At 71.8% G+C, this 24,010-nt stretch carries 23 protein-coding genes and 6 tRNA genes; 9 read left to right on the top strand and 20 right to left on the bottom strand.

Translation table 11 applies throughout. The features are described 5' to 3' along the window. Positions 1-222: 222 nt before the first annotated feature. Positions 223-294, bottom strand: a tRNA-Val gene (locus CP983_RS35530). Positions 295-382: 88 nt separating this feature from the next. Then, positions 383-841, bottom strand: coding sequence for a TIGR02611 family protein (locus CP983_RS35525; RefSeq protein WP_125528200.1), 459 nt, complete (start codon positions 839-841; stop codon positions 383-385). 191 nt (positions 842-1,032) lie between these two features. On the opposite strand from CP983_RS35525, the gene CP983_RS35520 reads away from it, so the two are divergent. Both CP983_RS35520 and CP983_RS35515 read left to right on the top strand, forming a co-directional pair. After that, on the top strand, positions 1,033-1,446 hold the full coding sequence (locus CP983_RS35520; protein ID WP_004002642.1) for an SsgA family sporulation/cell division regulator: 414 nt from the start codon (positions 1,033-1,035) through the stop codon (positions 1,444-1,446). 317 nt (positions 1,447-1,763) lie between these two features. Further along, positions 1,764-2,321, top strand: a complete 558-nt coding sequence (locus tag CP983_RS35515; RefSeq protein ID WP_107909335.1) for a CGNR zinc finger domain-containing protein — start codon at positions 1,764-1,766, stop codon at positions 2,319-2,321. Positions 2,322-2,395: 74 nt separating this feature from the next. Here the strand turns inward: CP983_RS35515 and CP983_RS44160 are convergent, their stop codons facing one another. Together CP983_RS44160 and CP983_RS35510 are read right to left on the bottom strand one after the other, a co-directional pair. Beyond that, positions 2,396-2,548 carry a hypothetical protein gene (locus CP983_RS44160; RefSeq protein WP_163017197.1) on the bottom strand — a complete coding sequence of 51 codons (153 nt, stop codon included), beginning with the start codon at positions 2,546-2,548 and terminating at the stop codon, positions 2,396-2,398. A 153-nt stretch (positions 2,549-2,701) separates the two neighbouring features. Further along, on the bottom strand, positions 2,702-3,145 hold the full coding sequence (locus CP983_RS35510) for a hypothetical protein (protein WP_150504156.1): 444 nt from the start codon (positions 3,143-3,145) through the stop codon (positions 2,702-2,704). Positions 3,146-3,360: 215 nt separating this feature from the next. On the opposite strand from CP983_RS35510, the gene CP983_RS35505 reads away from it, so the two are divergent. Next, positions 3,361-3,888: a DsbA family protein gene (locus tag CP983_RS35505; RefSeq protein ID WP_167537807.1), complete on the top strand. Its 528-nt coding sequence runs from the start codon at positions 3,361-3,363 to the stop codon at positions 3,886-3,888. 27 nt (positions 3,889-3,915) lie between these two features. Here CP983_RS35505 and CP983_RS35500 read toward each other — a convergent pair whose 3' ends face one another. Genes CP983_RS35500 through CP983_RS35490 form a run of 3 tightly spaced genes read right to left on the bottom strand, consistent with a single transcriptional unit; the run spans position 3,916 to position 6,656 of the window. After that, entirely contained in the window at positions 3,916-4,740 is an 825-nt protein-coding gene (locus CP983_RS35500; RefSeq protein ID WP_150504154.1) for a GNAT family N-acetyltransferase, read from the bottom strand. 51 nt (positions 4,741-4,791) lie between these two features. Next, entirely contained in the window at positions 4,792-5,613 is an 822-nt protein-coding gene (locus tag CP983_RS35495) for an aminotransferase class IV (protein ID WP_150504152.1), read from the bottom strand. Continuing rightward, positions 5,610-6,656: a chorismate-binding protein gene (locus CP983_RS35490; protein WP_150504150.1), complete on the bottom strand. Its 1,047-nt coding sequence runs from the start codon at positions 6,654-6,656 to the stop codon at positions 5,610-5,612. Before CP983_RS35490 ends, CP983_RS35495 begins: the two co-directional genes overlap by 4 nt. Before the next feature lie 178 nt (positions 6,657-6,834). Between CP983_RS35490 and CP983_RS35485 the strand changes: the two genes are divergently transcribed. The 5 genes from CP983_RS35485 (at position 6,835) to CP983_RS35465 (ending at position 7,316) form a co-directional block, all read left to right on the top strand. Continuing rightward, positions 6,835-6,907 (top strand) — tRNA-Gly (locus tag CP983_RS35485). A 38-nt stretch (positions 6,908-6,945) separates the two neighbouring features. Then, positions 6,946-7,019 (top strand) — tRNA-Cys (locus CP983_RS35480). A gap of 1 nt (position 7,020) precedes the next feature. Next, positions 7,021-7,092: transfer RNA gene (locus tag CP983_RS35475), tRNA-Val, on the top strand. Positions 7,093-7,126: 34 nt separating this feature from the next. Beyond that, a tRNA-Val gene (locus CP983_RS35470) sits at positions 7,127-7,198 on the top strand. A gap of 46 nt (positions 7,199-7,244) precedes the next feature. Beyond that, positions 7,245-7,316, top strand: a tRNA-Val gene (locus CP983_RS35465). Between the two features lie 54 nt (positions 7,317-7,370). On the opposite strand, the gene CP983_RS35460 is transcribed toward CP983_RS35465, so the two are convergent. The 4 genes from CP983_RS35460 to CP983_RS35445 all read right to left on the bottom strand — a co-directional run bounded on the left by CP983_RS35460 (position 7,371) and on the right by CP983_RS35445 (position 9,744). Beyond that, positions 7,371-7,664 carry a TFIIB-type zinc ribbon-containing protein gene (locus tag CP983_RS35460; protein ID WP_107909330.1) on the bottom strand — a complete coding sequence of 98 codons (294 nt, stop codon included), beginning with the start codon at positions 7,662-7,664 and terminating at the stop codon, positions 7,371-7,373. An 80-nt stretch (positions 7,665-7,744) separates the two neighbouring features. Continuing rightward, positions 7,745-8,683 carry a phosphotransferase family protein gene (locus tag CP983_RS35455; RefSeq protein WP_150504148.1) on the bottom strand — a complete coding sequence of 313 codons (939 nt, stop codon included), beginning with the start codon at positions 8,681-8,683 and terminating at the stop codon, positions 7,745-7,747. Between the two features lie 376 nt (positions 8,684-9,059). Then, positions 9,060-9,257, bottom strand: coding sequence for a hypothetical protein (locus tag CP983_RS35450; RefSeq protein WP_030967874.1), 198 nt, complete (start codon positions 9,255-9,257; stop codon positions 9,060-9,062). Between the two features lie 199 nt (positions 9,258-9,456). After that, positions 9,457-9,744 carry a hypothetical protein gene (locus tag CP983_RS35445; RefSeq protein WP_030967873.1) on the bottom strand — a complete coding sequence of 96 codons (288 nt, stop codon included), beginning with the start codon at positions 9,742-9,744 and terminating at the stop codon, positions 9,457-9,459. A 196-nt stretch (positions 9,745-9,940) separates the two neighbouring features. Here CP983_RS35445 and CP983_RS35440 point away from each other — a divergent pair, with 196 nt between their 5' ends. Continuing rightward, a complete protein-coding gene (locus CP983_RS35440) occupies positions 9,941-11,368 on the top strand; it encodes a serine/threonine-protein kinase (RefSeq protein ID WP_167537908.1) in 1,428 nt (475 codons plus the stop codon). 36 nt (positions 11,369-11,404) lie between these two features. On the opposite strand, the gene CP983_RS35435 is transcribed toward CP983_RS35440, so the two are convergent. The 9 genes from CP983_RS35435 to CP983_RS35395 form a co-directional block, all read right to left on the bottom strand. After that, a complete protein-coding gene (locus tag CP983_RS35435) occupies positions 11,405-11,800 on the bottom strand; it encodes an NUDIX domain-containing protein (protein WP_150504144.1) in 396 nt (131 codons plus the stop codon). An 11-nt stretch (positions 11,801-11,811) separates the two neighbouring features. Continuing rightward, positions 11,812-12,630 carry a TrmH family RNA methyltransferase gene (locus CP983_RS35430; protein ID WP_030959948.1) on the bottom strand — a complete coding sequence of 273 codons (819 nt, stop codon included), beginning with the start codon at positions 12,628-12,630 and terminating at the stop codon, positions 11,812-11,814. 64 nt (positions 12,631-12,694) lie between these two features. Beyond that, entirely contained in the window at positions 12,695-13,927 is a 1,233-nt protein-coding gene (gene cobA, locus CP983_RS35425; RefSeq protein ID WP_150504142.1) for a uroporphyrinogen-III C-methyltransferase, read from the bottom strand. 200 nt (positions 13,928-14,127) lie between these two features. After that, positions 14,128-18,510 (bottom strand): nicotinate-nucleotide--dimethylbenzimidazole phosphoribosyltransferase, encoded by a 4,383-nt coding sequence (gene cobT, locus CP983_RS35420; protein ID WP_150504140.1) that lies wholly within the window; start codon positions 18,508-18,510, stop codon positions 14,128-14,130. 416 nt (positions 18,511-18,926) lie between these two features. Beyond that, positions 18,927-20,144 carry a precorrin-6y C5,15-methyltransferase (decarboxylating) subunit CbiE gene (gene cbiE / locus CP983_RS35415; protein WP_150504138.1) on the bottom strand — a complete coding sequence of 406 codons (1,218 nt, stop codon included), beginning with the start codon at positions 20,142-20,144 and terminating at the stop codon, positions 18,927-18,929. 115 nt (positions 20,145-20,259) lie between these two features. Beyond that, complete coding sequence (locus CP983_RS35410) at positions 20,260-20,898, bottom strand: GNAT family N-acetyltransferase (RefSeq protein ID WP_107909325.1); 639 nt, start codon at positions 20,896-20,898, stop codon at positions 20,260-20,262. 161 nt (positions 20,899-21,059) lie between these two features. Then, the gene (locus CP983_RS35405; RefSeq protein WP_107909324.1) at positions 21,060-21,893 is read right to left on the bottom strand and encodes a MetQ/NlpA family ABC transporter substrate-binding protein; all 834 of its coding nucleotides are present in this window, start codon (positions 21,891-21,893) and stop codon (positions 21,060-21,062) included. Positions 21,894-21,958: 65 nt separating this feature from the next. Continuing rightward, positions 21,959-22,684 carry a methionine ABC transporter permease gene (locus CP983_RS35400; RefSeq protein WP_107909323.1) on the bottom strand — a complete coding sequence of 242 codons (726 nt, stop codon included), beginning with the start codon at positions 22,682-22,684 and terminating at the stop codon, positions 21,959-21,961. Beyond that, positions 22,681-23,718, bottom strand: coding sequence for a methionine ABC transporter ATP-binding protein (locus tag CP983_RS35395; protein ID WP_167537806.1), 1,038 nt, complete (start codon positions 23,716-23,718; stop codon positions 22,681-22,683). Before CP983_RS35395 ends, CP983_RS35400 begins: the two co-directional genes overlap by 4 nt. Between the last annotated feature and the right edge of the window lie 292 nt (positions 23,719-24,010).

The raw sequence follows: 24,010 nt of genomic DNA, 5'->3' as shown, positions 1-24,010 counted from the left end.
GGTCCGGCGGGCCGGGCAGGCGGTGCGACGCCGCAGGTGAGGGGCGCACGGCCGACGGGCCGAACGGCGGGCGGGGTGCGGCGGGCGACTGCCTCTCGACCGAAGGCGCCGACGCCCTCGACGGCTTCGGAGGCGCCGGACACCGGCGCGCCAGGAATGCCTCTTGCCGCACGAACGCCGGCGGCCCGCCTGCTCAGTCGCAGACGGGCCGTCGGATCCGGGTGGGCGATACTGGGTTCGAACCAGTGACCTCTTCGGTGTGAACGAAGCGCTCTCCCACTGAGCTAATCGCCCGGACGCAGGAAGAACATTACCCCATGTCAGGGGGTGCGCGTGACCAGCGCGAACGCGCACCGGCCGACGTCCGCACCCCCCTCGTGGATCACTGGTCCTTGATCTTCCAGGGCATGACGATGCCGAACTTCCAGAGGTAGATCCCGACGAGCACGCCGATGATCACGAGGCCGATCGAAGTCAGGATGATGTTGCGGCGGCGCACCTTCGGGTCGAGCGCCTTCTGGGCCGCCTCGGTGACCTTGCGCTTGGTCCAGCGCAGCACCAGCTGGGCCCAGACGAACTCGGTCGCCCAGACCGCCATGCCTCCGAAGATCACGACCCAGCCGGGGCCCGGCAGCGGCAGCATGACGATGCCGGCGCCCACTATCGCGAGACCGATGATGAAGACGCCCACCTGCCAGCTCAGGTGCAGCACACGGCGCGCCTTGATGAACTCCGGCGCTTTCGAGCCCAGGCCCTGCTCGCTGTCGTCCTTCACTCCGTCCACTTCGGTCTCGTCTGCAGCCATGGCAACATCGCCCGGCTCGTTACTCCCCGTATTCATACGGCCAAACCCTACCGGACCGAAACCAGTCACCGGAATGGGCGTACCTCGCGAACAGGTTCTCGGCCGGAAGAGTTACGTAAAGACACGCAAAACACTCAGAGGGGTTTACAACGGCACCGTAGGTGGCATGTCGATTTCGCCGACGTGCGAATCCCCGAGCGCACACTGAGCGAAAGGCCCTGGCGCTTATGAACACCACGGTCAGCTGCGAGCTGCACCTGCGCCTCGTTGTGTCGAGCGAGTCATCCCTGCCTGTCCCCGCAGGCCTGCGGTACGACACGGCCGACCCCTACGCCGTGCACGCCACCTTCCACACCGGAGCCGAAGAGACCGTCGAGTGGGTGTTCGCCCGTGACCTCCTTGCGGAGGGGCTGCATCGGCCCACCGGCACCGGCGACGTCCGTGTCTGGCCGTCGCGCAGTCATGGTCAGGGCGTCGTCTGCATCGCCCTGAGCTCTCCTGAGGGCGAGGCGCTGCTCGAAGCGCCTGCGCGTGCCCTGGAGTCGTTCCTGAAGCGGACGGATGCCGCCGTGCCTCCCGGTACGGAGCATCGGCATTTCGACCTCGATCAGGAGCTGTCACACATCCTGGCGGAAAGTTAGGGCGAGGTCCCCACAAGCCGCCCGGCGCCGTCGACTCGGGGAGACGGCTCGGGCCAAGACAACCGCATACGGCACACAGCAGCGCCGTCTCCGCTCCGCGGGGGCGGCGCTGGTGTGCGTGTGGGGCAGAGGCGCCCACGGGGCGGGAGAGGCGCCTGAGGCGGACGAGGTCCGCTCCAGCGGGAACCGTCGGCGCCGCTGTGGCGTTGTAATCGGAAGCCGCGCACGGGCGCGGCCCGTGTGGGGGCTCCGCGAGCCACTACCATCGGCCAGCATCGGCGGGCACCCCGCCCGACCACCAGGCCAGGGAGCGAAACGTGCTGATCACCCATGACACCCGGTGTGCACTCGATGCCGTGGTGGATCTGGTGAACACCGTGCCGGAGGACGGGACGTCGGACGGGCTGCCGGATGTCGCCGCCCTGGAGGATTTCGTAGGAAAGCACGAAATCAGCGATGTCGGGGTCCTCTCGGAGTTCGATCTGTCGGCGGTGCGCAAGGTGCGCGCACGGTTCGCCGCGATCTTCGCGGCGCCGGATCCCCGGAGCGCCGCGAGCCTGATCAACGAGCTGGTCGCCGCCGCGGGCACCACCCCGCGGCTCACCGACCACGACGGCTACGACTGGCATGTGCACTACTTCGCCCCCGGCGCCTCCGTCGCCGACCATCTCGCGGCGGACTGCGGCATGGCGCTGGCGTTCTTCGTGGTCGCCGGTGAGGAGGAGCGGCTGCGCCGCTGCGAGGCGCCCGACTGCCGGCACGCCTTCGTGGACCTCTCCCGCAACCGGTCCCGGCGCTACTGCGACAGCCGTACCTGTGGGAACCGTCTGCATGTGGCCGCCTACCGTGCGCGCCGCAAGGAAGCGGCCGGCTGAGCGGCTGCCCGCCCGGCACGAGATGTGTGTCGACGCGGACCCCGGCGGGTGGCGCCGGGGGCCGCGGGTACGGCTCAGAGCAGCAGCAGGTCGTGCAGCGCAGCCATGAGGAGCAGACACCCGATCACCGCAAGGAAGATCATCAGCGGTGGCTGGGAAAGGGCGAAGAGGCACCCACGAGGCTCGTCCTGAGACGGAGTGGCCTCGCTCTGTGTCGTGTCCAGCATCTCGCGGCGATGATGACGTAGATCCACGTCACCGCGCGATCAACACGCCCGGAATGAGCGGGAGTTCGCTGGATTCCGTGATGTCCGCTTCGAGTCTTGATCACTTACGGCCGCGGCACGACCCACTGTGTCGTTTCATCCCCTGCGCAGGGGTCATATGCCGTGCTTCTTGAGGATGGCCTCGATGTCGCTGAAGTCGTCCCCGCCCTGCGCCTTGGGCGCGGTCGCGGGCCGGGTCGACTGCCGGGAGCCCGCGCCGAGCGACGGCGCCGAGGCCGCCGGGGCCACCGCGTCGCGCTGCGCGGCGGCACGGGCCTCCTTGCGCTCCCTGCGCGTACCGCCGCGGCGGCGCTCCACCGCCCGGGTGGTCATGAACAGCACCCATGCGACTCCGAGGACTCCGAAGCCCGCCCAGGCCGTCGGGCTGAACGCGGTGTCCGCGAGCCACTCGACGACTCCGGTCATCACCAGGCCGAGGGGCACGAGGGAGTAGGCGGCGATGCGCGTGGCCGCGAGGAAACGCTTGCGGTACGCCGTGACCGCCGCGATGCCCAGGCCGGCCGCGGCGACGGCTGAACAAACGGTCTCGGCAATCATCCGGGCCTCCAGGCATGCCGGGTCGGGACAGGGCACTTCGTCCCTTCCATCCTGCACCGTTCCGGGCCCGCCCGGCCATGCCTGGGCCCGACATCAGGGACATCTCCGGGTCGCCTCCTCCGCAGGTGCCGGTCGGCTCGCGGTACCCGGACCGGCCCGCGCGGAAGCCCCAGGTCGGATTGGGTCGTGCGGGCCGGGGCTGGGAGACTGGGGCAATGAGCGACTCCTCCCCCGACCGTCCCGCCGCCCCCGTCCTCGACGTGTGGTGCGAGCTCCAGTGCCCCGACTGCCGCAGCGCCCTGGACGATCTCCGTGCCCTGCGCGCCCGCTACGGCGACCGGCTGGAGCTGCGGCTGCGGCACTTCCCGCTGGAGAAGCACAAGCACGCCTTCGCCGCCGCGCAGGCCGCCGAGGAGGCGCTGGAGCAGGGCAAGGGCTGGGAGTACGTCGAGGCCGTGCTCGGCCGGGTCGAGGAGCTGGACCGCGAGGGAGAGCCCTTCCTCATCGAGGTGGCCCGGGAACTCGGTCTGGACGCCGAGGAGTTCGACATCGCCCTGATCGACGGGCGGCACATCCTGATCGTCGACGCCGACCAGGCCGAGGGCAAGGCGATCGGCGTGACCGGCACCCCGACCTATGTGATCGACGGCGAGCGCCTCGACGGCGGCAAGAGCCAGGAGGGCCTGCGCGCCCGCATCGAGGAGATCGCGGACCGACTGCTGGCGGACGGGACCGGGGCCTAGGCCCCGGCGCCGAGCCCCGGCTCGGTGCTACAGCAGGTCCTTGCCCAGGTTGTACGCGGTCGTCTCGTAGCCCAGCGACTCGTACAGCCGCTCCGCCGGGGCGTTGCCGGCGAAGACGTGCAGGCCGACGCGGTCCTTGCCGCCGGCGGCGGCCTGCGCCTCGGCCAGCAGCATCAGGGCCCGGCCGTGGCCACGTCCGCGGAAGCGTGAGTCGGCCTCGACATCGAGGACGTACGCGGTCTCGGGCCACAGGCCCAGCCACAGCTTGCCGACCGCTTCGCCCTCGTGCTCCAGCACGCTGATCAGCGTGTTCTCGGTGGCGAGCCCGTCCGGCAGGAACCTGTTGTGCCCGTCGTCCGCCTTCTTGTACGCGTCGGCGGCGGGCACCCCGCTCGCGATCAGACTGCGCGCGAACTCCTCGCGCTCATAGGCCAGCCAGGGGCCGAACTCGGCCTCGGTCATGGGCCGGGGGACGCTGCCTGCGGGGAGTACGGGCGGGGTGCCGTTCAGCCGCTTGGTCATGTTGCGGCTGCGCACGACGTACCCGAGGGCCCGGGCGAGCCGGAGCGCGACGTCGGCGCCGCCCGGCACGGACGCCTCGACGCGCCTGCAGCCCCAGCCGCGCAGGACCTCCTCGGCGGCCAGCGCGGCCACCGTGGCACGGCCGCGCCCGCGGTCCGGTTCCTCGATGCGCAGCTCGGAGACGCAGGCCACGGTCGGGCCGTACTGGGCGTGCGTGGCCAGTCGTATCCCGCCGACGGGACGGCTGTTCACGCACACCTGGTAGCGGCGCGAACGCGTCCCGTCCGCGTTGTGCTGAAGCGGCTCGGTCGGCCGCAGGGTCGTGGTCATCAGGGGTGTTCTACCCACCCTGCCGAGCCACTGCAGCCCATTTTCCGGTCCTCAGGGATCCAGGTCGTCGCCGGACCGCTCCTCGAAGATCCGCATGGCCTTGGCGGTCACCGGGCCCGGTGCGCCCGGCAGTTCGCGGTCGTCGACGCGGTGCACGGCCTGGACGTCCCGCAGGGTGGAGGTGAGGAAGACCTCTTCGGCCCGCTCCAGCGCGTCCAGCGGCAGGTCGGTCTCCCTGGCGCCGGTCCAGTCGACGGTGAGCGCACGGGTGATGCCCGCGAGGCAGCCCGATGCGACCGGCGGGGTGTGGATCTCGCCGTCCAGGACGACGAAGACGTTCGAGCCGGTGCCCTCGCAGAGTTGGCCGACGGTGTTCGCGAACAGCGCCTCACTCGCACCGCGTTCATGGGCGCGGGCGAGAGCGATCACGTTCTCGGCGTACGAGGTGGTCTTCAGGCCGGTGAGGGCGCCGCGTTCGTTACGGGTCCAGGGCACCGTGATCACGGCCGTGGAGTCGGGCCGGCGGCTGGTCTCACCGAGGGCGACGACGAGGGTCGGGCCCTGGTCACCGCGGTCCGAGCCGAGGGGACCGTGGCCGCCGGTGTAGGTGATGCGCATCCTGCCGAGCGGCATCGGGTTGGCCTCCAGGACGGCGGCGCAGGCGTGGCGGACCTCGTCGTGGTCGGGCTCGGGCAGGCCCAGACCGAGTGCCGAGCGGGTCAGCCGGTCGAGGTGCCGGGTCAGTGCGAACGGACGGCCGTCCACCGCCTTCACGGTCTCGAAGATGCCGTCGCCCACGGTCAGCCCGTGGTCGAAGACGGAGACACGGGCGGACTCGCTGTCCTGGAGCCCGCCGTCGAGCCAGATCCTCACGATTGCAGTCCCTCTCCACTCACCTCGTACGCCCCCGACGCTACCGCGAGCAGCCGGGACGCCTTCAGCTCGGTCTCCCGCCACTCGCCCTCGGGATCCGATCCCCAGGTGATCCCCGCGCCGGTTCCGAAACGCAGCATTCCGTCGCCCCGGTCGATCCAGAACGTACGGATCCCGACGGCCAGCTCGCCGACGCCCCGGTCGGCGTCGACCCACCCGATGCCGCCGCAGTACGGCCCGCGGGGCGCCGTCTCCAGCTCGTCGATGATCCGCAGCGCGCTCGACTTGGGCGCGCCGGTGACCGAGCCGGGCGGGAACGCGGCGCCGAGCAGCTCCGGCCAGCCGGCGCCGGACCGCAGCTCACCGCGCACGGTGGACACCAGGTGCACGAGGCCCGGGTGCTTCTCCACGGCGCACAGATCGGGGACGGTCACAGTCCCGGTGGCGCACACGCGGCCGATGTCGTTGCGCACGAGGTCCACGATCATCACGTTCTCGGCGAAGTCCTTCTCCAGCAGGTCCGCCTCGGTGCGCCCGGTGCCCTTGATCGGCCCGGACTCGACGACACGCCCGTCGCGACGCAGGAAGAGTTCGGGAGAGGCGGTGGCTATCTCGACTCCGTGCCCCGGCAGCCGGATCGTTCCTGCATACGGTGCGGGGTTGCCGAGGGCCAACAGGGCGGTCAGGGCGTCCACATCGGCGCCCGCCCCGATCGGCGCGCTCAGCACCCGGCACAGATTCGCCTGATAGACCTCGCCGGCCGCGATGTACTCACGGATCCGCCGTACTCCCGCCGTGTACGCGGCGCGATCGAGGGACGACGTCCAGTCATCGGCGGTGGGGCCCAGCCACTCCCCCGGCACCGGGGCGGGCACTGGCTCCTCGCGTACGTCCCGGAAGCGGGCGCAGGTCAGACCGCCCTCGAAGTCGGCGCAGACGGCCCAGAAACCACTGGAGTCCAGGGCCGCGAGGTCGCTGGTGACATCGAGGAGGCCGGTGGCGACGCGGTCGCCGAAGCGGGCGAGGGGAGGGAGGTCGAGCACGCAGTCGAGTCTATGGCCGGTGTCCTGCGGGTGACCTGGCCATGTCCCCTCGGGGAGCTCCGCCGGGTCCCTGAGCAGGTGAAGCGCAGCACGCTGCACAAACGCGTTTTTGTGCTGGCCCCGGAATCCGCTAGAGTTCAACACGTCGCCGGGCCGCGGGAGCGGAACGAAACGACAAGCGGACGTAGCTCAGTTGGTAGAGCGCAACCTTGCCAAGGTTGAGGTCGCGAGTTCGAGCCTCGTCGTCCGCTCGAAGGAACAGGGGATCATCCCGAACCCCTACACTCCTGGTGGAGTGGCCGAGAGGCGAGGCAACGGCCTGCAAAGCCGTCTACACGGGTTCAAATCCCGTCTCCACCTCCAAGGACGATTAGCTCAGCGGGAGAGCGCTTCCCTGACACGGAAGAGGTCACTGGTTCAATCCCAGTATCGTCCACTGGATCTTCGACAGATCATCGAAGGTCTGGCCCGCGCGATTAGCTCAGCGGGAGAGCGCTTCCCTGACACGGAAGAGGTCACTGGTTCAATCCCAGTATCGCGCACGCAGCAATCCGTGATCTTCGGATCGATCGTCGATCACGGCCCCGAGGACGATTAGCTCAGCGGGAGAGCGCTTCCCTGACACGGAAGAGGTCACTGGTTCAATCCCAGTATCGTCCACACCCCGAAGCCCCCGGTCAGACGACCGGGGGCTTCTTCGTGGTCTCGTGCGGCTCAGCTGGAGAACAGCATGTGGCCGAAGCTCTTGTGGCGCTTGTGACCGTAGTGACCGCCGTGGTGGCCACCGTGCGGGGCGCCCCAGGCGGGGGCCTGCGGGGCGGGGGCCGGGTAGGCCTGCGGGGCGGCCGGGGGCGGCGGGGCGGGCTGGGTGTACTGGGACTCCAGGCGGGTCAGCGCCTCCAGCTCGCCGTAGTCGAGAAAGATCCCGCGGCAGCCACTGCACTGCTCGATCTGGACACCGTTGCGGTTGTACGTGTGCATCGGCGCATGGCACTTCGGACACTGCATGCTCGAGTCAACTCCTCGCCGGTCGGTCCTGCTTCGTGTATCGCCAGGACAGACTCTGTCCGGCTGCGGTCGGTTGCACCCTACTTCGCCTCTTCTCGGACCAACTCCGGGGGGACGGACCCCATTCGGTCACAGGCGTCGATCAGGGCCTGCTCGATCTCGTCCGGGCGGCGCCCCTCGGCGGTGGCCTTGGTGATCGCGCGGGCGGCGGTCTGCACGGTGAGGGCGCGGGCGGGGACGTCCAGCGCGGGCCAGGGGTCGCCGTCGGCGGGCACGGCCGGGCCGCCGGCGGCGCGGTAGGCGGTGAGGAACCGGTGCCATTCGTCGGGCGGGAGCAGGCCGCACGCGAACCAGGCGGCCGGGCGGGCCAGGTCCCAGGCCGGTACTCCTACGCCGAGGTCGTCGACGTCTATGAGTCGCCAGGGGCCGTCCGGGACCGGGTGCCGGACGAGCTGGCCGAGGTGGAGGTCGCCGTGGCAGAGGGTGGTGGCGTCCGGCTGGGGAGCCTCGCCGCGGGCCCAGGCGGGGAGGGTGTCCCAGGCGCGGAGGACCGGGGTGGCGAGGGTGCCGTCGGTGGTCGCGCGGAGGCGGAACAGGGCGAGGGCCGCCTTGGCCGGTCCGCGCATGGGCGGGAGCGGGACGGGCGCGGGGGTGCGGTGGAGACGGGCGAGCAGGGTTGCGGCGGCTTCCCAGGGGGCCGCGTCCGGGTCTTCCGGGTCGACCGGGGTGCCGTACGGCCAGAAGCTCACGGGCCGGTCGTGGAGGTCGACGGGTATGGGGGTGAGCGGGGGCAGGAGTATCCCGGGGAGGCGGGTGGCTGCCGCCATGCGGGACGCCAGGTCGGTGGCGTCCATGTCCGGGGCGTGGGCCTTGGCGACGGTGTCGGCGTGCCGGACGACGGTGGCGTCGGGGCGCTCGGCGAGGGTGACGGTTGCTCCGCAGGGACAGGCGGACGTGCGTGAGTGAGCCGCGGCTATCGCTTGCGCGGTGAGGTCGGGCAGGAGCGGGGTGGAGGTCACGGGGTCCCTTGTGCGCGGGTTGGCTGAGCCGGGTCGCTGGGCGCCGGGGCGATCTTTGTGCTCGGCGTCGATGGGGCCTTGACTGGGGGCTGCCGCCCCCAGACCCCCGCTTCGGCCCTGAAGGGGCCTCGTCCTCAAACGCCGGACGGGCTGGATGATACGGCCGGCGTCTGGAAGGGGCCCGGAGCCTGGGAACCAGGCGGGCTGGATGATGCGGGCCGTGCTCAAACGCCCCCGTCGGTTTCAGGGAAAAGCAATGCCGGCGCAGCTCCCCAGCTGCGCCGGCATTTTTGCCGTCCGCCGCACCCCCGTCCCCACGGGGTTTCATGGGTGGATGTCCCCGCCCGGACCGCTCTTCCGGGCCTGGGGTCGCCGCTCAGCGCCCCAGCATCACGCCCACGGACGACGCCTGTGTGGCCACTGTCTCCCAGCCGTCGAAGACGAGGAGGAGCAGGGCCGCCAGGGGAAGGGCCATGAGCGTCGCCACCAGGGGGTGGCGGCGGCCCTGGCGACGGGGGCGCAGCCATGTGCGCTCCTGCATGCGGATCACTGTCCGCGGTGCCGTCTGGGCCATGGTCCCTCTCCTGACCTGTGTCAGTTGTCGTTTGGCAGCGGCGGGTGTCTGACCTCGGGGGACGAGTGCTGCACCCGCCGCTTGACCTCAAATCTAGGCCGGTGGCAGCTCCGGCACGTCATGCCCTCGTACCGATTGGCGGGCCTCCCGGAGGATGAGCCATGACCTGCGGAGTACTCCCCTGGGTGGAGACGAGGTCCTAGGTCTCGGGGTCATCCCCGAGGGGACGCCCGGTGTGCCCCGCTTTCTCATGGCTCCGCTCCGAGCTGTCCTCCCGCGGGATCGGCTGCTCGACCAGCGCGAGGACCCGGTTCGCCATGAAGCGCGCCGTACGCACCACGGACCCGCTTCGGGTGACTTCGCTCACTTCCACGACACCTCGACGCACCGCCGTCTCCACCCTGCGGCCCGCCCTGCTCGCCACCACCTCGTACGTGCGCGTCGTGTCCCCGGCGTCCACGACTATCTCCACGCGATCACCCTTCACGGGCCCAATCCCCCTTTCGTCACGGGTGGTTGGGGGCGCCTTCGCTGCTAAGTCGCCCTGTTCGCCCACCCTCTGACCACCTTTCAAGTCTCCCACCCACCACTGACAATCCGTCGGGCCGAGAGGGCGCGGCCTCTGCGCACGGCGGCCCGCGGAAACGTAAGCTGTGGCTCGTCAGACGGACCGGGCAGCGGGGATGAACATGGCGATGATGCGCCTGAGGCGCGAGGACCCGCGCGTCGTCGGCTCGTTCAGGCTTCACAGACGGCTCGGCGCGGGCGGCATGGGCGTCGTCTACCTGGGCTCCGACAAGAAGGGGCAGCGGGTCGCGCTCAAGGTCATCCGGCCCGATCTGGCGGAGGATCAGGAGTTCCGCTCCCGCTTCGCGCGTGAGGTCTCGGCGGCACGGCGGATCCGCGGTGGCTGCACGGCCCGGCTGGTGGCCGCCGATCTCGAGGCCGAGCGCCCCTGGTTCGCCACCCAGTACGTGCCCGGTCCCTCCCTGCACGACAAGGTCGCCGACGAGGGCGCTCTGGGCGCCGCGGAGGTCGCCGCTGTCGGGGCCGCCCTGAGCGAGGGGCTGGTCGCCGTCCACGAGGCCGGTGTCGTGCACCGGGATCTGAAGCCGTCCAACATCCTGCTGTCCCCCAAGGGGCCGAGGATCATCGACTTCGGCATCGCCTGGGCCACGGGGGCCTCGACCCTCACCCACGTCGGCACGGCGGTCGGCTCGCCGGGCTTCCTCGCCCCCGAGCAGGTGCGCGGCGCCGCCGTCACCCCGGCCACGGACGTGTTCTCGCTGGGCGCCACGCTCGCGTACGCGTCGATGGGGGACTCGCCCTTCGGGCACGGCAGTTCCGAGGTGATGCTGTACCGCGTCGTCCACGAGGAGGCGCAGCTGCACGGCGTGCCGGACGCGCTGGCCCCGCTGGTGCGGGCCTGTCTGGCGAAGGATCCGGAGGACCGGCCGAGCACCCTTCAGCTGTCGCTGCGGCTGAAGGAGATCGCGGCCCGGGAGGCGCAGGGGTTCGCGGACGTGCGCCCGCCTGCCCAGCGTTCCCCCGAGTCGGACCGGCCGACGGGGCGGCTCGCCGACACCTACGCCGATCAGCAGCGTGCCCAGCGGCGCGCGCAGGGCACTCCCCCGACGCGCGGCACCGGTATGCCGCGGGGCAACGGCGGCCCGCGTGTCCCCGGTCCCGCCCGTGACACGGCTCCGCCGCAGCGCGGTGCCGGCGGTCCGCAGAGCGGTACGGCGTCGGGCCGCCCCGGGGGCCGTCCGATGCCCGGTCCGCGTACCTCGCCCCGCTCCCCCAACGGCAACCGGCCCGCCCCGCGCGGTGGCAACGGACGGCCGGCTCCCCGGAACACCGGGACGGGGCTGCGGCCTGCCAACCCTCAGCTGCTACGGCAGCGGCTGTTCGTGTTCGTCGTGGTGACGCTGCTCGTGGCGCTCGGCATCGCGGCGGCCCAGGGCTGCCAGGGGCCGGACCGCGGGCTCGGCGGGGACGGCGACGGGGATGTCGTACGTCCGAAGCAGGAGCAGGTGGACTCGGACTTCGAGCCGCTGGACCAGGAAACGATGTCCGAGCGGTACGAGTCGACGTTCGAGATTCCGGAGTAGGAGCCCGCCGGGGGTCTTTCCCGGGGGTGCGCGGGGTCAGAGGAGCGGGGGCAGGATCCGTTCGAAGAACTCCCGGTCGCCCTCGAAGACCGGGGTCAGGGACAGGAACTCCCCCGGTGTGACCCAGCGGGCCTCGGCGACCTCGTCCGGGTCGGGCACCACGTCGCCCGACTCTGCCCGCGCCGTCCACCAGTGCAGGCGGAAGCTGCCGTCGTCGGTCTCCGACTCCCAGACCTTGGCCAGGGGTACGACGGTGAGGCCGACCTCCTCGTGGACCTCCCGGGCGACGGCGTCGCGCTGGGACTCCCCGGGCTCGATCCTGCCGCTGACGGGCTGCCAGTAGCCGGGGCGTGCGACGGACGGGCCGCGGCGGATCGCCAGGACGCGGTCGGCGCGCAGCAGGACCGCGACGATCGCCTCACCCCGGCTCATGTGCGCAGGCCCTAAAGCCGGGGGCGGCCGGTGGCCACCGCGTAGAAGGCGACCGCGGCGGCCGCGCCGACGTTGAGGGAGTCGACTCCGTGGGCCATCGGGATGCGGACCCATTCGTCGGCGGCGACAAGAGCCTGGGTGGAGAGGCCGTCGCCCTCGGCGCCGAGCATCAGCGCGACCCGGTCCATGCGGTGCGGGGCGGCCTCGTCGAGGGTCTTGGCCTTCTCGTCGGGGGTGAGGGCGAGGAGGGTGAAGCCGGCCTCGCGGACGGATTCGAGGCCCTTGGGCCAGGTGTCGAGACGGGCGTACGGCACGGAGAAGACCGCGCCCATGGAGACCTTGACGCTGCGGCGGTACAGCGGGTCGGCGCAGTCCGGTGAGAGCAGGACCGCGTCCATGCCGAGGGCGGCGGCGGAGCGGAAGATGGCACCGATGTTGGTGTGGTCGTTGACCGACTCCATGACCACCACGCGGCGGGCCGTCTGGAGCAGCTCGGTCGCCGTCGGCAGCGGCTTGCGCTGCATGGAGGCGAGCGCTCCGCGGTGCACGTGATAGCCGGTGACCTGCTCGGCGAGCTCCGGGCTGACCGCGTACACCGGGGCCGGGAGTTCGTCGATGACGTCGCGCATGACGTCGACCCACTTGGCCGACAGCAGCATCGACCGCATCTCGTAGCCGGCTTCCTTGGCCCGTCTGATGACCTTCTCGCCCTCGGCGATGAACAGGCCCTCGGCCGGTTCGCGCTTGCGGCGCAGTTCGACGTCGGTCAGGCCCGTGTAGTCGCGCAGGCGCGGGTCGGTGGGGTCATCGACGGTGATGAGATCGGCCACAGAGTGATACTGCCTTGTCCTGGGTGCGGTGCCAACGGTTCGGGACGGGTTGGGTTACCCGCGGTTACGCGGAAGGGGTCGGTCCGACCTTCACGACCTCGCCGATGACGATGACCGCCGGCGGCTTCACTTCGTGGTCGAGCACCGCCTGGCTCGCCGTGGCGAGGGTCGCGTCGACCCGGCGCTGGGCCGCCGTCGTGCCCTCCTGGACCAGGGCGACGGGGGTGTCGGGGGACTTGCCGTGCGCGACGAGGGTCTCGGCGACCTTCCCGATGGTGCCGACGCCCATGAGGACGACCAGGGTGCCGGTGAGCTTGGCGAGCGACGGCCAGTCGACGAGGGAGCGCTCGTCATCGGGGGCGATGTGGCCGCTGACCACGGTGAACTCATGGGCGACGCCCCGGTGGGTGACCGGGATGCCGGCGGCACCCGGGACCGAGATGGAGCTGGAGATGCCGGGCACGACCGTGCACGGGACGCCGGCCTCGGCGAGCGCGTTGACCTCCTCCATGCCACGGCCGTAGACGAAGGGGTCGCCGCCCTTGAGGCGGACCACCGACTTGCCCTGCTTGGCGTGCTCGATCAGCGCGTTGTTGATGGCCTCCTGGGCCATGAAACGGCCGTACGGCAGCTTCGCCGCGTCGATCACCTCGACGCTCGGCGGCAGTTCGGCGAGCAGGTCGCGCGGGCCCAGGTGGTCGGTGATGACCACGTCGGCCTCGGCGAGCAGACGGCGGCCGCGCACGGTGATCAGGTCCGGGTCGCCGGGGCCGCCGCCGACGAGGGCGACGCCGGGCGTGCGGGTGCGGTGGTGCGGGGCGACGAGAGTGCCGTCGCGCAGGCCCTCGACGACCGCGTCGCGGATGGCGGCGGTGTGGCGGGGGTCGCGGCCGCGTGCGTCGGTGGTGAGGACGGCGACCGTGACGCCCTCGCTGTGGCCGGTGGCCGGGGTCCAGGCGGTGGCCGCGTCGGCGTCGTCGGAGCGGACGCACCACACGCGGTGGCGCTCGGCCTCGGCGGAGGCGGCGGTGTTGGCCTCGTGGTCGCTGGTGGCGATCAGGGCGTACCAGGCGTCGGCGAGGTCGCCGTCCTCGTAACGGCGCCGGTGCCAGGTGACCTCGCCCGCGTCCACCATCGCCTCGACCGACGGGGTCGCCTCGGGGGACACCAGGAGGACGTCGGCGCCCGCCGCGACGAGGGCCGGGAGGCGGCGCTGGGCCACCTGGCCGCCGCCGAGGACGACGACCCGGCGGCCGGTGAGGCGGAGGCCTACGGGGTAGGCGGGATTTTCGGCCATGAGGGTGCGGCTCCCTTTTGCGGCGGCGGTGCGATGCCCTGACGTGCGGATTTTATGCTGCGGGCGGTTTCGGCGGTTCAAGTGTCCGGTGGCTGGGCGACCGCAGCGATATGACTGGGGACCCGGGATCGCGCTTCCCCGAGTCGCAGTGACGTGACTGAGGACCCGGGGTGCACGTCCCCGGGTCCCCAGTCGCCCGGCTACTTCTCGGTGACCCCGGCCGAGTCGAACGTCGCCACCTCGTGCATCGCCCGCGCCGTGCTCTGCACCAGCGGGAGGGCGAGGAGGGCGCCCGTGCCCTCGCCGAGGCGGAGGTCGAGGTCGACCAGCGGGCGCAGGCCCAGCTTGTTGAGGGCGGCCACATGGCCCGGCTCGGCGCTGCGGTGGCCCGCGATGCAGGCGGCGAGCACCTCGGGGGCGATCGCGCGCGCCACCAGGGCGGCGGCACCGGCGCTGACGCCGTCGAGGATCACCGGCGTACGCAGCGACGCGCCGCCCAGCAGGAGCCCGACGAGCGCGGCGTGCTCGAAACCGCCGATCGCGGCGAGGACGCCGATGGGGTCGGCCGGGTCGGGCTGGTGGACCTCGATCGCGCGGCGCACGACCTCGGTCTTGCGGGCCAGCGTCTCGTCGTTGATGCCGGTGCCGCGGCCGGTGACCTCGGCGGCGTCAGCGCCCGTGAAGACGGAGATCAGGGCGGCCGACGCGGTCGTGTTGGCGATGCCCATCTCGCCGGTCAGCAGCGCCTTGTTGCCGGCCGCCACCAGGTCGCGGGCGGTCTCGATGCCGACCTCGATGGCCTGCTTGGCCTCCTCGCGGGTCATCGCGGGGCCGGTCGTCATGTCCGAGGTGCCCGCGCGGACCTTGCGGGGCAGGAGGCCGGGGGTGGCCGGGAGGTCGGCCGCGACGCCGACGTCGACGACGCACACCTCGGCGCCCACCTGCCCTGCGAAGGCGTTGCAGACCGCGCCGCCGCCGAGGAAGTTGGCGACCATCTGGGCCGTCACCTCCTGGGGCCACGGCGTGACGCCCTGGGCGTGCACGCCGTGGTCACCGGCGAAGATCGCGACGGCCGCGGGCTCCGGGATGGGCGGCGGGCACTGGCGCGAGAGCCCGGACAGCTGAGCGGAGATGATCTCCAGCATGCCGAGCGCGCCGGCCGGCTTCGTCATCCGCTTCTGCCGCTCCCAGGCCTCGCCGAGCGCCTTGGCGTCCAGCGGGCGGATCTGGGCGACGGTCTCGGCGAGCAGGTCGTGCGGCTCCTCGCCGGGCAGGGCACGACGGCCGTACGTCTCCTCGTGGACGACCCAGGAGAGCGGGCGGCGCTTGGACCAGCCGGCCTGCATCAGCTCGGGCTCGTCCGGGAACTCGTCGACGTACCCGACGCACAGGTAGGCGATGACCTCCAGGTGCTCGGGCAGCCCCAGCGCGCGGACCATCTCGCGCTCGTCGAAGAAGCTGACCCAGCCGACGCCGAGGCCCTCGGCGCGCGCGGCGAGCCACAGGTTCTCGACGGCGAGAGCCGCGGAGTACGGGGCCATCTGCGGCTGGGTGTGCCGGCCGAGGGTGTGGCGGCCGCCGCGGGTCGGGTCGGCGGTGACGACGATGTTCACCGGGGTGTCGAGGATGGCCTCGATCTTCAGTTCCTTGAACTGCTTCGCGCGGCCCTTGGGGAGGGACTTGGCGTAAGCCTCGCGCTGACGCGACGCCAGCTCGTGCATGGTGCGCCGGGTGTCAGCGGAGCGGATGACGACGAAGTCCCAGGGCTGGGAGTGGCCGACGGAGGGCGCGGTGTGGGCGGCCTCCAGGACCCGGAGCAGGACCTCGTGCGGGATCGGGTCGCTGCGGAAGCCGTTGCGGATGTCGCGGCGCTCGCGCATGACCTTGAGGACGGCCGCGCGTTCGGCGTCGTCGTAGGCGGGCGCCGCCGGACCGGTGGACTGTCGTGTTTCCTCGACCACGGCCGTGCTCTCTTCCGCCTGCTCTTCCTGGTCTTCCTGATCGGCGGCCCGGGTGTCCAGGTCGTCGGCGTGCTGTACGAGTTCGGGGTCGCCGTCCCGGGGCGCGGGCACCGTGGCGGCGGGGCCGGTCCCCTCCGTCACCGGCAGCACGATCGGCTGCGGCGGGGTCGGGGCGAGGTGCGGGGTGGTCGGCACCGAGCCCTCCACCGGCACGAACTGGCCCAGCGGCTGTCCGGGCGCGGACTCCTGCGGGATGCCGCTCGGCAGCACGGCGACGGGCTCGGCCTCGCCGGACGCCGCGGACTCGACGCCCGGTCGGGCCGGGTCCTCGGCGAGTTGCGCGGGGTGGGGCTGGGACCGGAGCTGCGGGCCCGCGGGCTCGGCGACGAACGACTCGTAGGTCTCGGCCGGGGTCGCGGGGTGCTCGGTCATGCCCGGGCCGGCGGTTGCGGCGGCGAGGGGCTGCGGCATCGCGGCGGCCGGCTGGGAGGCTCCGGTCGGTTCGCCGTCCGGTGTCTGCGGGGCGTCCGGAAGCGGGGCCGACGGAGCGGCGTCGGGTGCCGGGGCCGCGAAGGCCGTCGGGTCGGCCTCGGCTGCGGGATCCGCTACGGGGGCTTCCGCGTCGGCGGCGGGCGCGCTCGCGTCCGTGGCCTGGGCGGCGGGGTCGGCGTTCACCGGAACTCCGTCCTGCGTGGGGTTCTGCTGGGCCTGCGCGAGGACGGCTCCGGGACCCTGTGCAGGGGTGGCGTCCGGGAGGACCTCGGGTGCCGGCGCGAGGCCGGCGTCCGGGACGGCCTCCGGGGCCGATACGAGATCGGCGTCCGGGACGGCCTCGGGGGCCGGTGCCTGCTGCGGCTCGTGGGCGGGCAGCTCGGCCGGAACGGCGGGGGCGTCCTGCTGGACGGGCTGATCCGCGTCCTGGGGCTGCGGGGTCGCTTCGGGGGCTACGGCCGCGGGGGCGCCGTCGGTGGGCGCGGCGACGGCGTCGGCCGGCTGCGGGGCCGCAGCGGCGTGCTCGACGTCCACGAGCTGGGGGGCCTGAGAGGCTTCCGGGAGGGCCTGGGCGGCCTCGGGGTGCTGTGCCGCTTCGGGAGCCTGCGCGGCTTCGGGGAACTGCGCGGCTTCCGGGAACTGCGCGGCCTCGGGCGGCAGGGCTCCCTCGGGCGGCAGAACCGCCTCGGGAGCGGGCACGGCCTGCGGGGCGTGGGGCTCGACGATCTGTGCGGGGGCCTCGGCGGAGGCGGGGACTACGGCGTCGGGGGCCTGGGCGGCCTCGGGGGCACCGGGAACCTGTGCGGCGCCGGGAGCGGGAGCACCCGGGAGCTGTGCGGCGTCGGGGGCCGCGGCCTCGGGAAGCGGCTGGCCCTGCGAGGCGGGGGCGTCGGCCATGTGACCGGCCTCAGCGGCTTTGGCCTCGGCAACTTGGGCGGCGTCAGGCGCGGCAGCTTCGGCAACCACATCCCCGGCGACGCCTTCGGCCACCTGGCCTGCGTCGGCGATCACGTCGTCGGCCTGGGCGGCGGGTGCCTCGGAAGGCTGGGCAGCCTCAGGGACCGAGCCCTCAGCAGCCTGCGCGACCTCGGCGGCCGGAACGGCCTCACCGGCGGGCGCTTCTCCGGCCACGAGCGGCTCGGCAACCGTCGGAGCCTCGACAGCCCCAGCGACCTCGGTGCCCTCAGCACCCACCGGGCGCTGCCCGATCCCGGCGTCACCCTCCGACGCCGCACCGACGCCCGGAACCTCCTGGCCACCGTCCCCGCCGGGCACGGGCCCAGCAGTCGGCACGGCGTCAGCGGCCTCGCCCCCACCAGTGACCGAGTCACCGGCGCCGACGGGCACGGCTCCCGCGCCCTCCTCGGCACCGGAAACAGCCCCGTCGCCCTCCCCGGCGCCCGAGGCCACCGGCCCCTGCGCAACGTCATGACCGGGCATCGCCTCGGCAACCGGCGCGACACCGGCAGCAGCAACAGCAACCGGCTCCTGCCCCGCGTACACACCCTCCTGCGGAGCGGACCCGGCCGCCCGAGCCACCGCCGCCTGTGCCACACCGACAGGCTGCTGCGTGGGAATAACCGTTTCGGCAGCCAACGCCTCCGTGCTCGACGGCCCGGGGGCCGGAATCTGGGCGGCGGCGCCCCAGGGTGCCGCCGGCTGCGGGACCGTGGCGTCCGGGTACTCGGGGCTCACCGGGACCGGGCCGGCCTGGCGGACCGGTGCGCCGACGGCGCCGCGGTCGGCGAGGGAGCGGACCGGGCTCGCGGAGGCGTCCGGGATGGGCGGGCCGAGGTGCAGGGGGCGCCGCGGGGTGATCGGCGGGATCGGCGACGTGGGAGCCGTGGGGCCCGGGAGGCGGACGGCGCTGAGGTCGACCGAGCCGCTATCGCGGCCGGACATCTCGTGCGCGCCCGGCTCGTGCAGTGCCTCGACGACCGGCTCCGGCATGGGTGGGGCGACCTCATTGCCCCAGGCACCCTGGGTGCCGGGCATCAGGAGGTCCTCGTCCTCGGCGGTGGTCTCGGAGAGGTAGGTGTACGTACCGTGCGCCGCGGGGGCGCCCGGCTGCTCCACCGTGCCTGCGCTCTCCGGCAGTCCCTCGCCCGGGACCTGGCCGGTGTCGGTCATGCGTACCCCTCGCCCATCGGTTAGTGCTTATACGACCAGCTCACCGGGAACGGCGCACCGACCGCCCCCGCAGTGAAGAACGAGCGTGCTTGCCCAGCGGCACGAACGACCCGTCCCAAAAAGGCGACAAAGCCATTCAGTGGCATTGTCGTGGTCATTCGTCCGTCGCGACAGCTTGATCCGCGACAGGCCGATGTGGACTGCGCCACGTTGCGCGTCCTCCGGTTTCGCCGTACCACACCCACCCCAAACGGGGCATGTTTTTCCGGACATTGACCGACGAATAGCCGGGCGACCGAGTGCGGTACAACGATCGGCCAGCCTACCGCGCGCGGTACGACAACAGGATCACGGGGAGGGTGGACGGTCACACCGTGCGATCGGGCGGTGCCCGCCCGTCGCCCGACCGGCGTTGCTCAGCGAGACGTCGGGCGCGGTCCCAACTGCCCGGTGAGCAGGAAGGCGACGCTGCGCTCGCGCTCCGTCCAGGCCCGGGTGTCGAGTTCGACGGACTGGAGGAGGGAGCACTCGACGTCGTAGCCGTGTTCGGAGAGGCCGCGGCCGATGAGTTCGGCGTCGTCGCGGGTCGCGGCGTGCGTGACGATGCGCTGCGGGCGCCGGTCGGCGACGGCCGACACGACGGCCGCTCCCCCGCCCCCGACACGGACGACGTCCGGCTCGGGGAGGTTCTCCAGGACGTGCGGGGCGGTGCCGTGGACGATCTGGAGCTGGACCCCGAACGCGCGTGCGTTGGCCTCGGTGCGGGTGCACGCCTGCGGGTCGCGGTCGACGGCGATGACGGCGGCGCCGGCCCGGGCGGCCTCGGTGGCGAAGGCGCCGCTGGCACAGCCGATGTCCCACACGAGGTCGCCGACGCGCGGGCCGAGGCGGGCGAGTTGGGCGGCACGCAGCGGTTCGAGTTCGCTCTCGCTCATGAGTCCGCCGTAGGACTCGGCGGGCAGTGTCCAGCCGCGCGGACCGGCGCTCGGGTCCCGGCCGGCGATCCACTCCCCGGCCTCCGTGGTGCCGGCGTGGCCGCCGATGACGATGACGACGTTCGGATCGCGCCAGGTGTGGTCGGCGGCCTTGTCGGAGGTGACGACGGTGACCTGTTCCCGCTCGGTGCCCAGTTCCTCGCAGATCACGAAGGTGCGGTGGACGCCCTCCAGCAGCAGGCCGAGTTCGGCGGGGCCGGCGCCGGGTGACGTGAGGACGGCGACCTTGGTGTGGGCTCGGCACACATTCACCGCGCGTCGCAGGGTGCGCCGGTGTGCGACGACCACTTGTGCGTCGTCCCAGGGCATGCCGGCGCGGGCGAAGGCGGCGGCGACCGAGGAGACGGCGGGGACGACCTCGACCTCCAGGCCGAACTCGGGCGCGCGCAAGGTCCGTACGACGCCGAAGAAGGCGGGGTCGCCATCGGCCAGCACGACCGCGGTGCCGCGGTGGCCCGCGATGCGGCGGGCGGCGAGGGAGACGCTGCCGAGGCGGATGCGCTCAGCGTTGGGCGGCACCTCGGGGAGCGCCAGGTGGTGGGCGGCACCGGCCACGAGCGTGGCGGCGCCGAGGGCTGAGCGGGCCGCGGCGGTCAGCGGCGAGCCGTCCCAGCCGATCACCGTGACGCGGTCGGCCATCGTCGTCAGTCTCCAGGGTTTGCGCAGGTCGTTGCGGGGCAGCCCGAGGGGCAGGCTCCGTGAGGGTACCTGGTCACCGGCTCGGCACCGACCCCGCCGACGGGTTCGTTTTCCGTCAGTTCCACTCGCCGAACGACGTGAAGCCGCCGCTGTCGGCAAGTTGCTCACCGGCGCCGTCGAGGTCCTCCGGCAGGAGGCTCCACACGATGAAGTCGGTGCGTACGTCGGCCCAGGTGCCGTCGTCCGTGCGGACGTGCGCTATGCACGCGTTGCGCAGGACTCCCTCGCTGATGCAGCCGATCTTCTGGGCGACCTGCTGGGAGGCGGTGTTGTCGGCGGCCGTGCGCAGCTCGATGCGCTCGAACTTCTGGTCGGTGAACAGCCATTGGGCGGTGGCGAGCGCGGCCTCGGAGGCGTACCCCTCGCCGCGGGCCCAGGGGGCGACGATGTACGACAACTCGGTGGCACGCACATGCCAGTTCGTCTTGGTCAGCTGGACGACGCCGACCAGGCGCTGGGTGAGGAACTCGGTGACGGCGAGGTCGAGTCCGCGGCCGGACTCGCGTTCCGTCGGGGCGTAATCGGCGATCCAGGTGCGGGCGCCCTCCTCGGAGAAGGGCTGCGGGACGTCGGTCCAGGCGCCGACCTGTTCGTCGTTCATCATCTCGGCCAGCGCGGGCACGTCGTCCTCGTCAAGGGGGCGCAGCACCAACCGCTCCGTGCTGATGGAGATGTTGGGGAAGGTGCTAGTCATGCGACGCTCCGTAACCTTCGACGAACGTTCAAGGCCTGCTGAACTGCCCAGCATGCAGCATGAAAGCACTGAACTGCACCACGGGGTCCACACCAAGTGAAGGAGTGGACCCCGTGCGTGGCGATACGCGGTAAACGCACCGCCAGATAACGCTTGACCTCTTAGAACGCCGCGACGACCGCACCGTCGTACTTGTCCTCGATGAACTTCTTCACCTCGGGCGAGGTCAGCAGCTTGGCGAGCTTCTCGACGCGCGGGTCGTCCTCGTTGCCCTTCTTCACGGCGAGGAAGTTGCCGTACGGGTTGTCCTTGGGCGACTCGGCGACGAGGGCGTTCTCGGCCGGGCTGAGGTCGGCCTCCAGCGCGTAGTTGCCGTTGATGACGGCGGCGTCGACGTCGCTCAGGGAGCGCGGCAGCTGGGCCGCCTCCAGTTCCTTGAACTGAAGGTTCTTCGGGTTGGAGGCGATGTCCTTCGGGGTCGCCTCGTAGCCGACGCCGGCCTTGAGCTCGATCAGGCCGTTGGCCTCGAGCAGCTTCAGCGCGCGGGCCTCGTTGGTGGTGTCGTTCGGCAGGGCGACGGTGGCGCCCTTCTTCAGGTCCGTCAGCTTCTTGACGCCCTGGGAGTACACGCCGAGCGGCTCCAGGTGCACCGTGGCGTTCGGCACGGCGACGATGTCGGTGCCGTTCTTCTTGTTGAAGTCGTCCAGGTACGGCTGGTGCTGGAAGTAGTTGGCGTCGACCTCACCCTGCTGGACGGCCGTGTTCGGCGTCACGTAGTCGGTGAACTCCTTGACCTCGAGTTCGAGGCCGGCCTTCTTCGCGAGGTTGTCCTTGATGTAGGTGAGGATCTCGCCCTGCGGGGTGGGCGTGGCGGCGACCTTCAGCGGGGCGCTCGCGTCGGAGCCGGAGTCCTTGTCCGAGCCGCAGGCGCTGAGCCCGAGGGTGAGGGCTCCGGCGGCGAGGACGGCAGTGGTGATCTTGGCGGTGTTACGCACGAAAAGTGCCTTTCCTTATGGGTGGTGCGACCCCGTGGTGGTGGTACGGGGAGATCTGGGGGCGTTCAGACGGTCTTGCTGGTGGCCGTGGAGGCCTTCAGCAGCCGCAGCTTCGGCGCCGGGCCCGACTGGCCGCCGCGGCGGTGCAGGGAGCGGGCCGCGTAGTCGCCGGCGGACTGGATGAGGGAGATGACGACGGCGAGGATCGCGACGGTGATCCACATCAGCTCGGTCTCGAAGCGCTGGAAGCCGTAGCGGATGGCGATGTCGCCGAGGCCGCCCGCGCCGACCGTGCCCGCCATGGCGGAGTAGCCGATGAGGGCGACGATCGTGGTCGTGGTGCTGGCGATGACGGACGGCAGTGACTCGGGCACGAGGACCTTGCGCACCACGGTCCAGGTGTTGCCGCCCATCGACTGCACGGCCTCGACGAGCCCGCCGTCCACCTCGCGGACGGCCGTCTCGACCAGGCGCGCGAAGAACGGGATGGCGCCGATGGCGAGCGGCACGATGGCGGCCTCACGGCCGATGGTCGTCCCGGTGACCCAGCGCGTGAAGCTCATCAGCGCGACCATCAGGATGATGAACGGCATCGACCGGGCGACGTTCACGATCTGCCCGATGACCTTGTTGGCGAGGACGTTCTGAAGCAGACCGCCCCGGTCGGTGAGGACCAGCAGGATGCCGAGCGGCAGGCCGCCGACGACGGCGATGAGGGTGGACCAGCCGACCATGTAGAGGGTGTCCCAACACGCCTGCTCCAGCAGGGGCTGCATTTCGGACCAGGTCACAGCTGGGCACCTTCCTTGAGCAGAACGGGCTCCTGGCCCAGTACGTCGATCTGGAGGCCCTGTTCGCGCAGGAAGCCGATCGGCACGACGTTGTCCTCGTAGCGGCCGGGCAGTTCGATGCGCATCCGGCCGACCTGGAGGCCGCCGACGGTGTCGATGGCGGCGCCGAGGATGGAGATGTCGATGTTGTAGGTCCGCGCGAGCTGGGAGATGACCGGCTGGGTGGCGGCCTCGCCGTGGAAGGTGACGTCGACGACGGTGCGGTCGTCCGCGGAGGCCTCGCCGGCGACCGGGAAGAGCGCCGAGGCCAGTTCGGAGCCGGGCGTCGCGAGCAGCTCGCTGACGGTGCCGGACTCGAGGACGCGGCCGTTCTCCATCAGCGCGGCCGAGTCGCAGATCGACTTCACGACGTCCATCTCGTGGGTGATGAGCAGGACGGTCAGGCCCAGCTGCCGGTTCAGGTCGCGCAGCAGCTGGAGGATGGAGCGGGTGGTCTCCGGGTCGAGGGCGCTGGTGGCCTCGTCGGAGAGCAGCACCTTGGGATCGCCGGCGAGGGCGCGGGCGATGCCGACGCGCTGCTTCTGACCGCCGGAGAGCTGGGCGGGGTAGGCCCCGGCCTTGTCCGCGAGGCCCACGAGGTCGAGGAGTTCGAGCGCCTTGCGGGAGCGCTCCTTGCCCGACTTGCCGAGGATCTCGAGCGGCAGCTCGACGTTGTCCTGGACCGTCCGCGAGGACAGCAGGTTGAAGTGCTGGAAGACCATGCCGATACGGCTGCGCGCCTGCCGCAGCTCCTTGCCGGCCCGGGGGCCGCGTCCGGCGAGGGCGGTGAGGTCCTGTCCGGCGACGGTCACCGTGCCGGAGGTGGGGCGCTCCAGCAGGTTGACGCAGCGGATGAGCGAGGACTTGCCGGCGCCGGACTGGCCGATGACGCCGTACACCTCGCCTTCGCGGACGTGCAGATCGACGCCGTCGAGGGCGGTGACCTCGCGGCCGCGTGAGCGATAGACCTTGGTCAGGCCTGATGTCGTGATCACAGGGGGTTCCGTCACTGTCGAGTACGCGGGCGTGGGTGTGCCCTGGTACGGGAGGGAAGTCATGCGCGGGCAACTCGGTCTCGTACGGCGTCAGGCGTACGGACGTGCCACGGCGGCTCGCTTCGGGGCGCGAGGCTCAGGAGTGGTGCGGGGGCCCTCTAGAAGGCGCGCATTCGACACATACAACGAGCACCGGGCGTCATGGTCGCCTCGGTCGCAGTGGTGCGGCAGCTCGTCGTGGTCATGCGATCAGTAAATCAGACGTATTGCGTTGACCAAGAACCGCTGTCCG

The sequence above is a fragment of the Streptomyces chartreusis genome, assembly GCF_008704715.1.
Lineage (GTDB): Bacteria > Actinomycetota > Actinomycetes > Streptomycetales > Streptomycetaceae > Streptomyces > Streptomyces chartreusis.
Note: the sequence above shows the minus strand (reverse complement) of the source record. Positions and strands in the feature narration are given on the sequence as shown.

Excerpts from the sequence above, each read along its gene's own strand:
- CP983_RS35525 (WP_125528200.1), bottom strand. The coding sequence starts at position 841 with ATGAATACGGGGAGTAACGAGCCGGGCGATGTTGCCATGGCTGCAGAC.
- CP983_RS35520 (WP_004002642.1), top strand. The coding sequence starts at position 1,033 with ATGAACACCACGGTCAGCTGCGAGCTGCACCTGCGCCTCGTTGTGTCG.
- CP983_RS44160 (WP_163017197.1), bottom strand. The coding sequence starts at position 2,548 with ATGCTGGACACGACACAGAGCGAGGCCACTCCGTCTCAGGACGAGCCT.
- CP983_RS35510 (WP_150504156.1), bottom strand. The coding sequence starts at position 3,145 with ATGATTGCCGAGACCGTTTGTTCAGCCGTCGCCGCGGCCGGCCTGGGC.
- CP983_RS35505 (WP_167537807.1), top strand. The coding sequence starts at position 3,361 with ATGAGCGACTCCTCCCCCGACCGTCCCGCCGCCCCCGTCCTCGACGTG.
- CP983_RS35500 (WP_150504154.1), bottom strand. The coding sequence starts at position 4,740 with ATGACCACGACCCTGCGGCCGACCGAGCCGCTTCAGCACAACGCGGAC.
- CP983_RS35460 (WP_107909330.1), bottom strand. The coding sequence starts at position 7,664 with ATGCAGTGTCCGAAGTGCCATGCGCCGATGCACACGTACAACCGCAAC.
- CP983_RS35450 (WP_030967874.1), bottom strand. The coding sequence starts at position 9,257 with ATGGCCCAGACGGCACCGCGGACAGTGATCCGCATGCAGGAGCGCACA.
- CP983_RS35440 (WP_167537908.1), top strand. The coding sequence starts at position 9,941 with ATGAACATGGCGATGATGCGCCTGAGGCGCGAGGACCCGCGCGTCGTC.
- CP983_RS35435 (WP_150504144.1), bottom strand. The coding sequence starts at position 11,800 with ATGAGCCGGGGTGAGGCGATCGTCGCGGTCCTGCTGCGCGCCGACCGC.
- cobA (WP_150504142.1), bottom strand. The coding sequence starts at position 13,927 with ATGGCCGAAAATCCCGCCTACCCCGTAGGCCTCCGCCTCACCGGCCGC.
- cobT (WP_150504140.1), bottom strand. The coding sequence starts at position 18,510 with ATGACCGACACCGGCCAGGTCCCGGGCGAGGGACTGCCGGAGAGCGCA.
- cbiE (WP_150504138.1), bottom strand. The coding sequence starts at position 20,144 with ATGGCCGACCGCGTCACGGTGATCGGCTGGGACGGCTCGCCGCTGACC.
- CP983_RS35410 (WP_107909325.1), bottom strand. The coding sequence starts at position 20,898 with ATGACTAGCACCTTCCCCAACATCTCCATCAGCACGGAGCGGTTGGTG.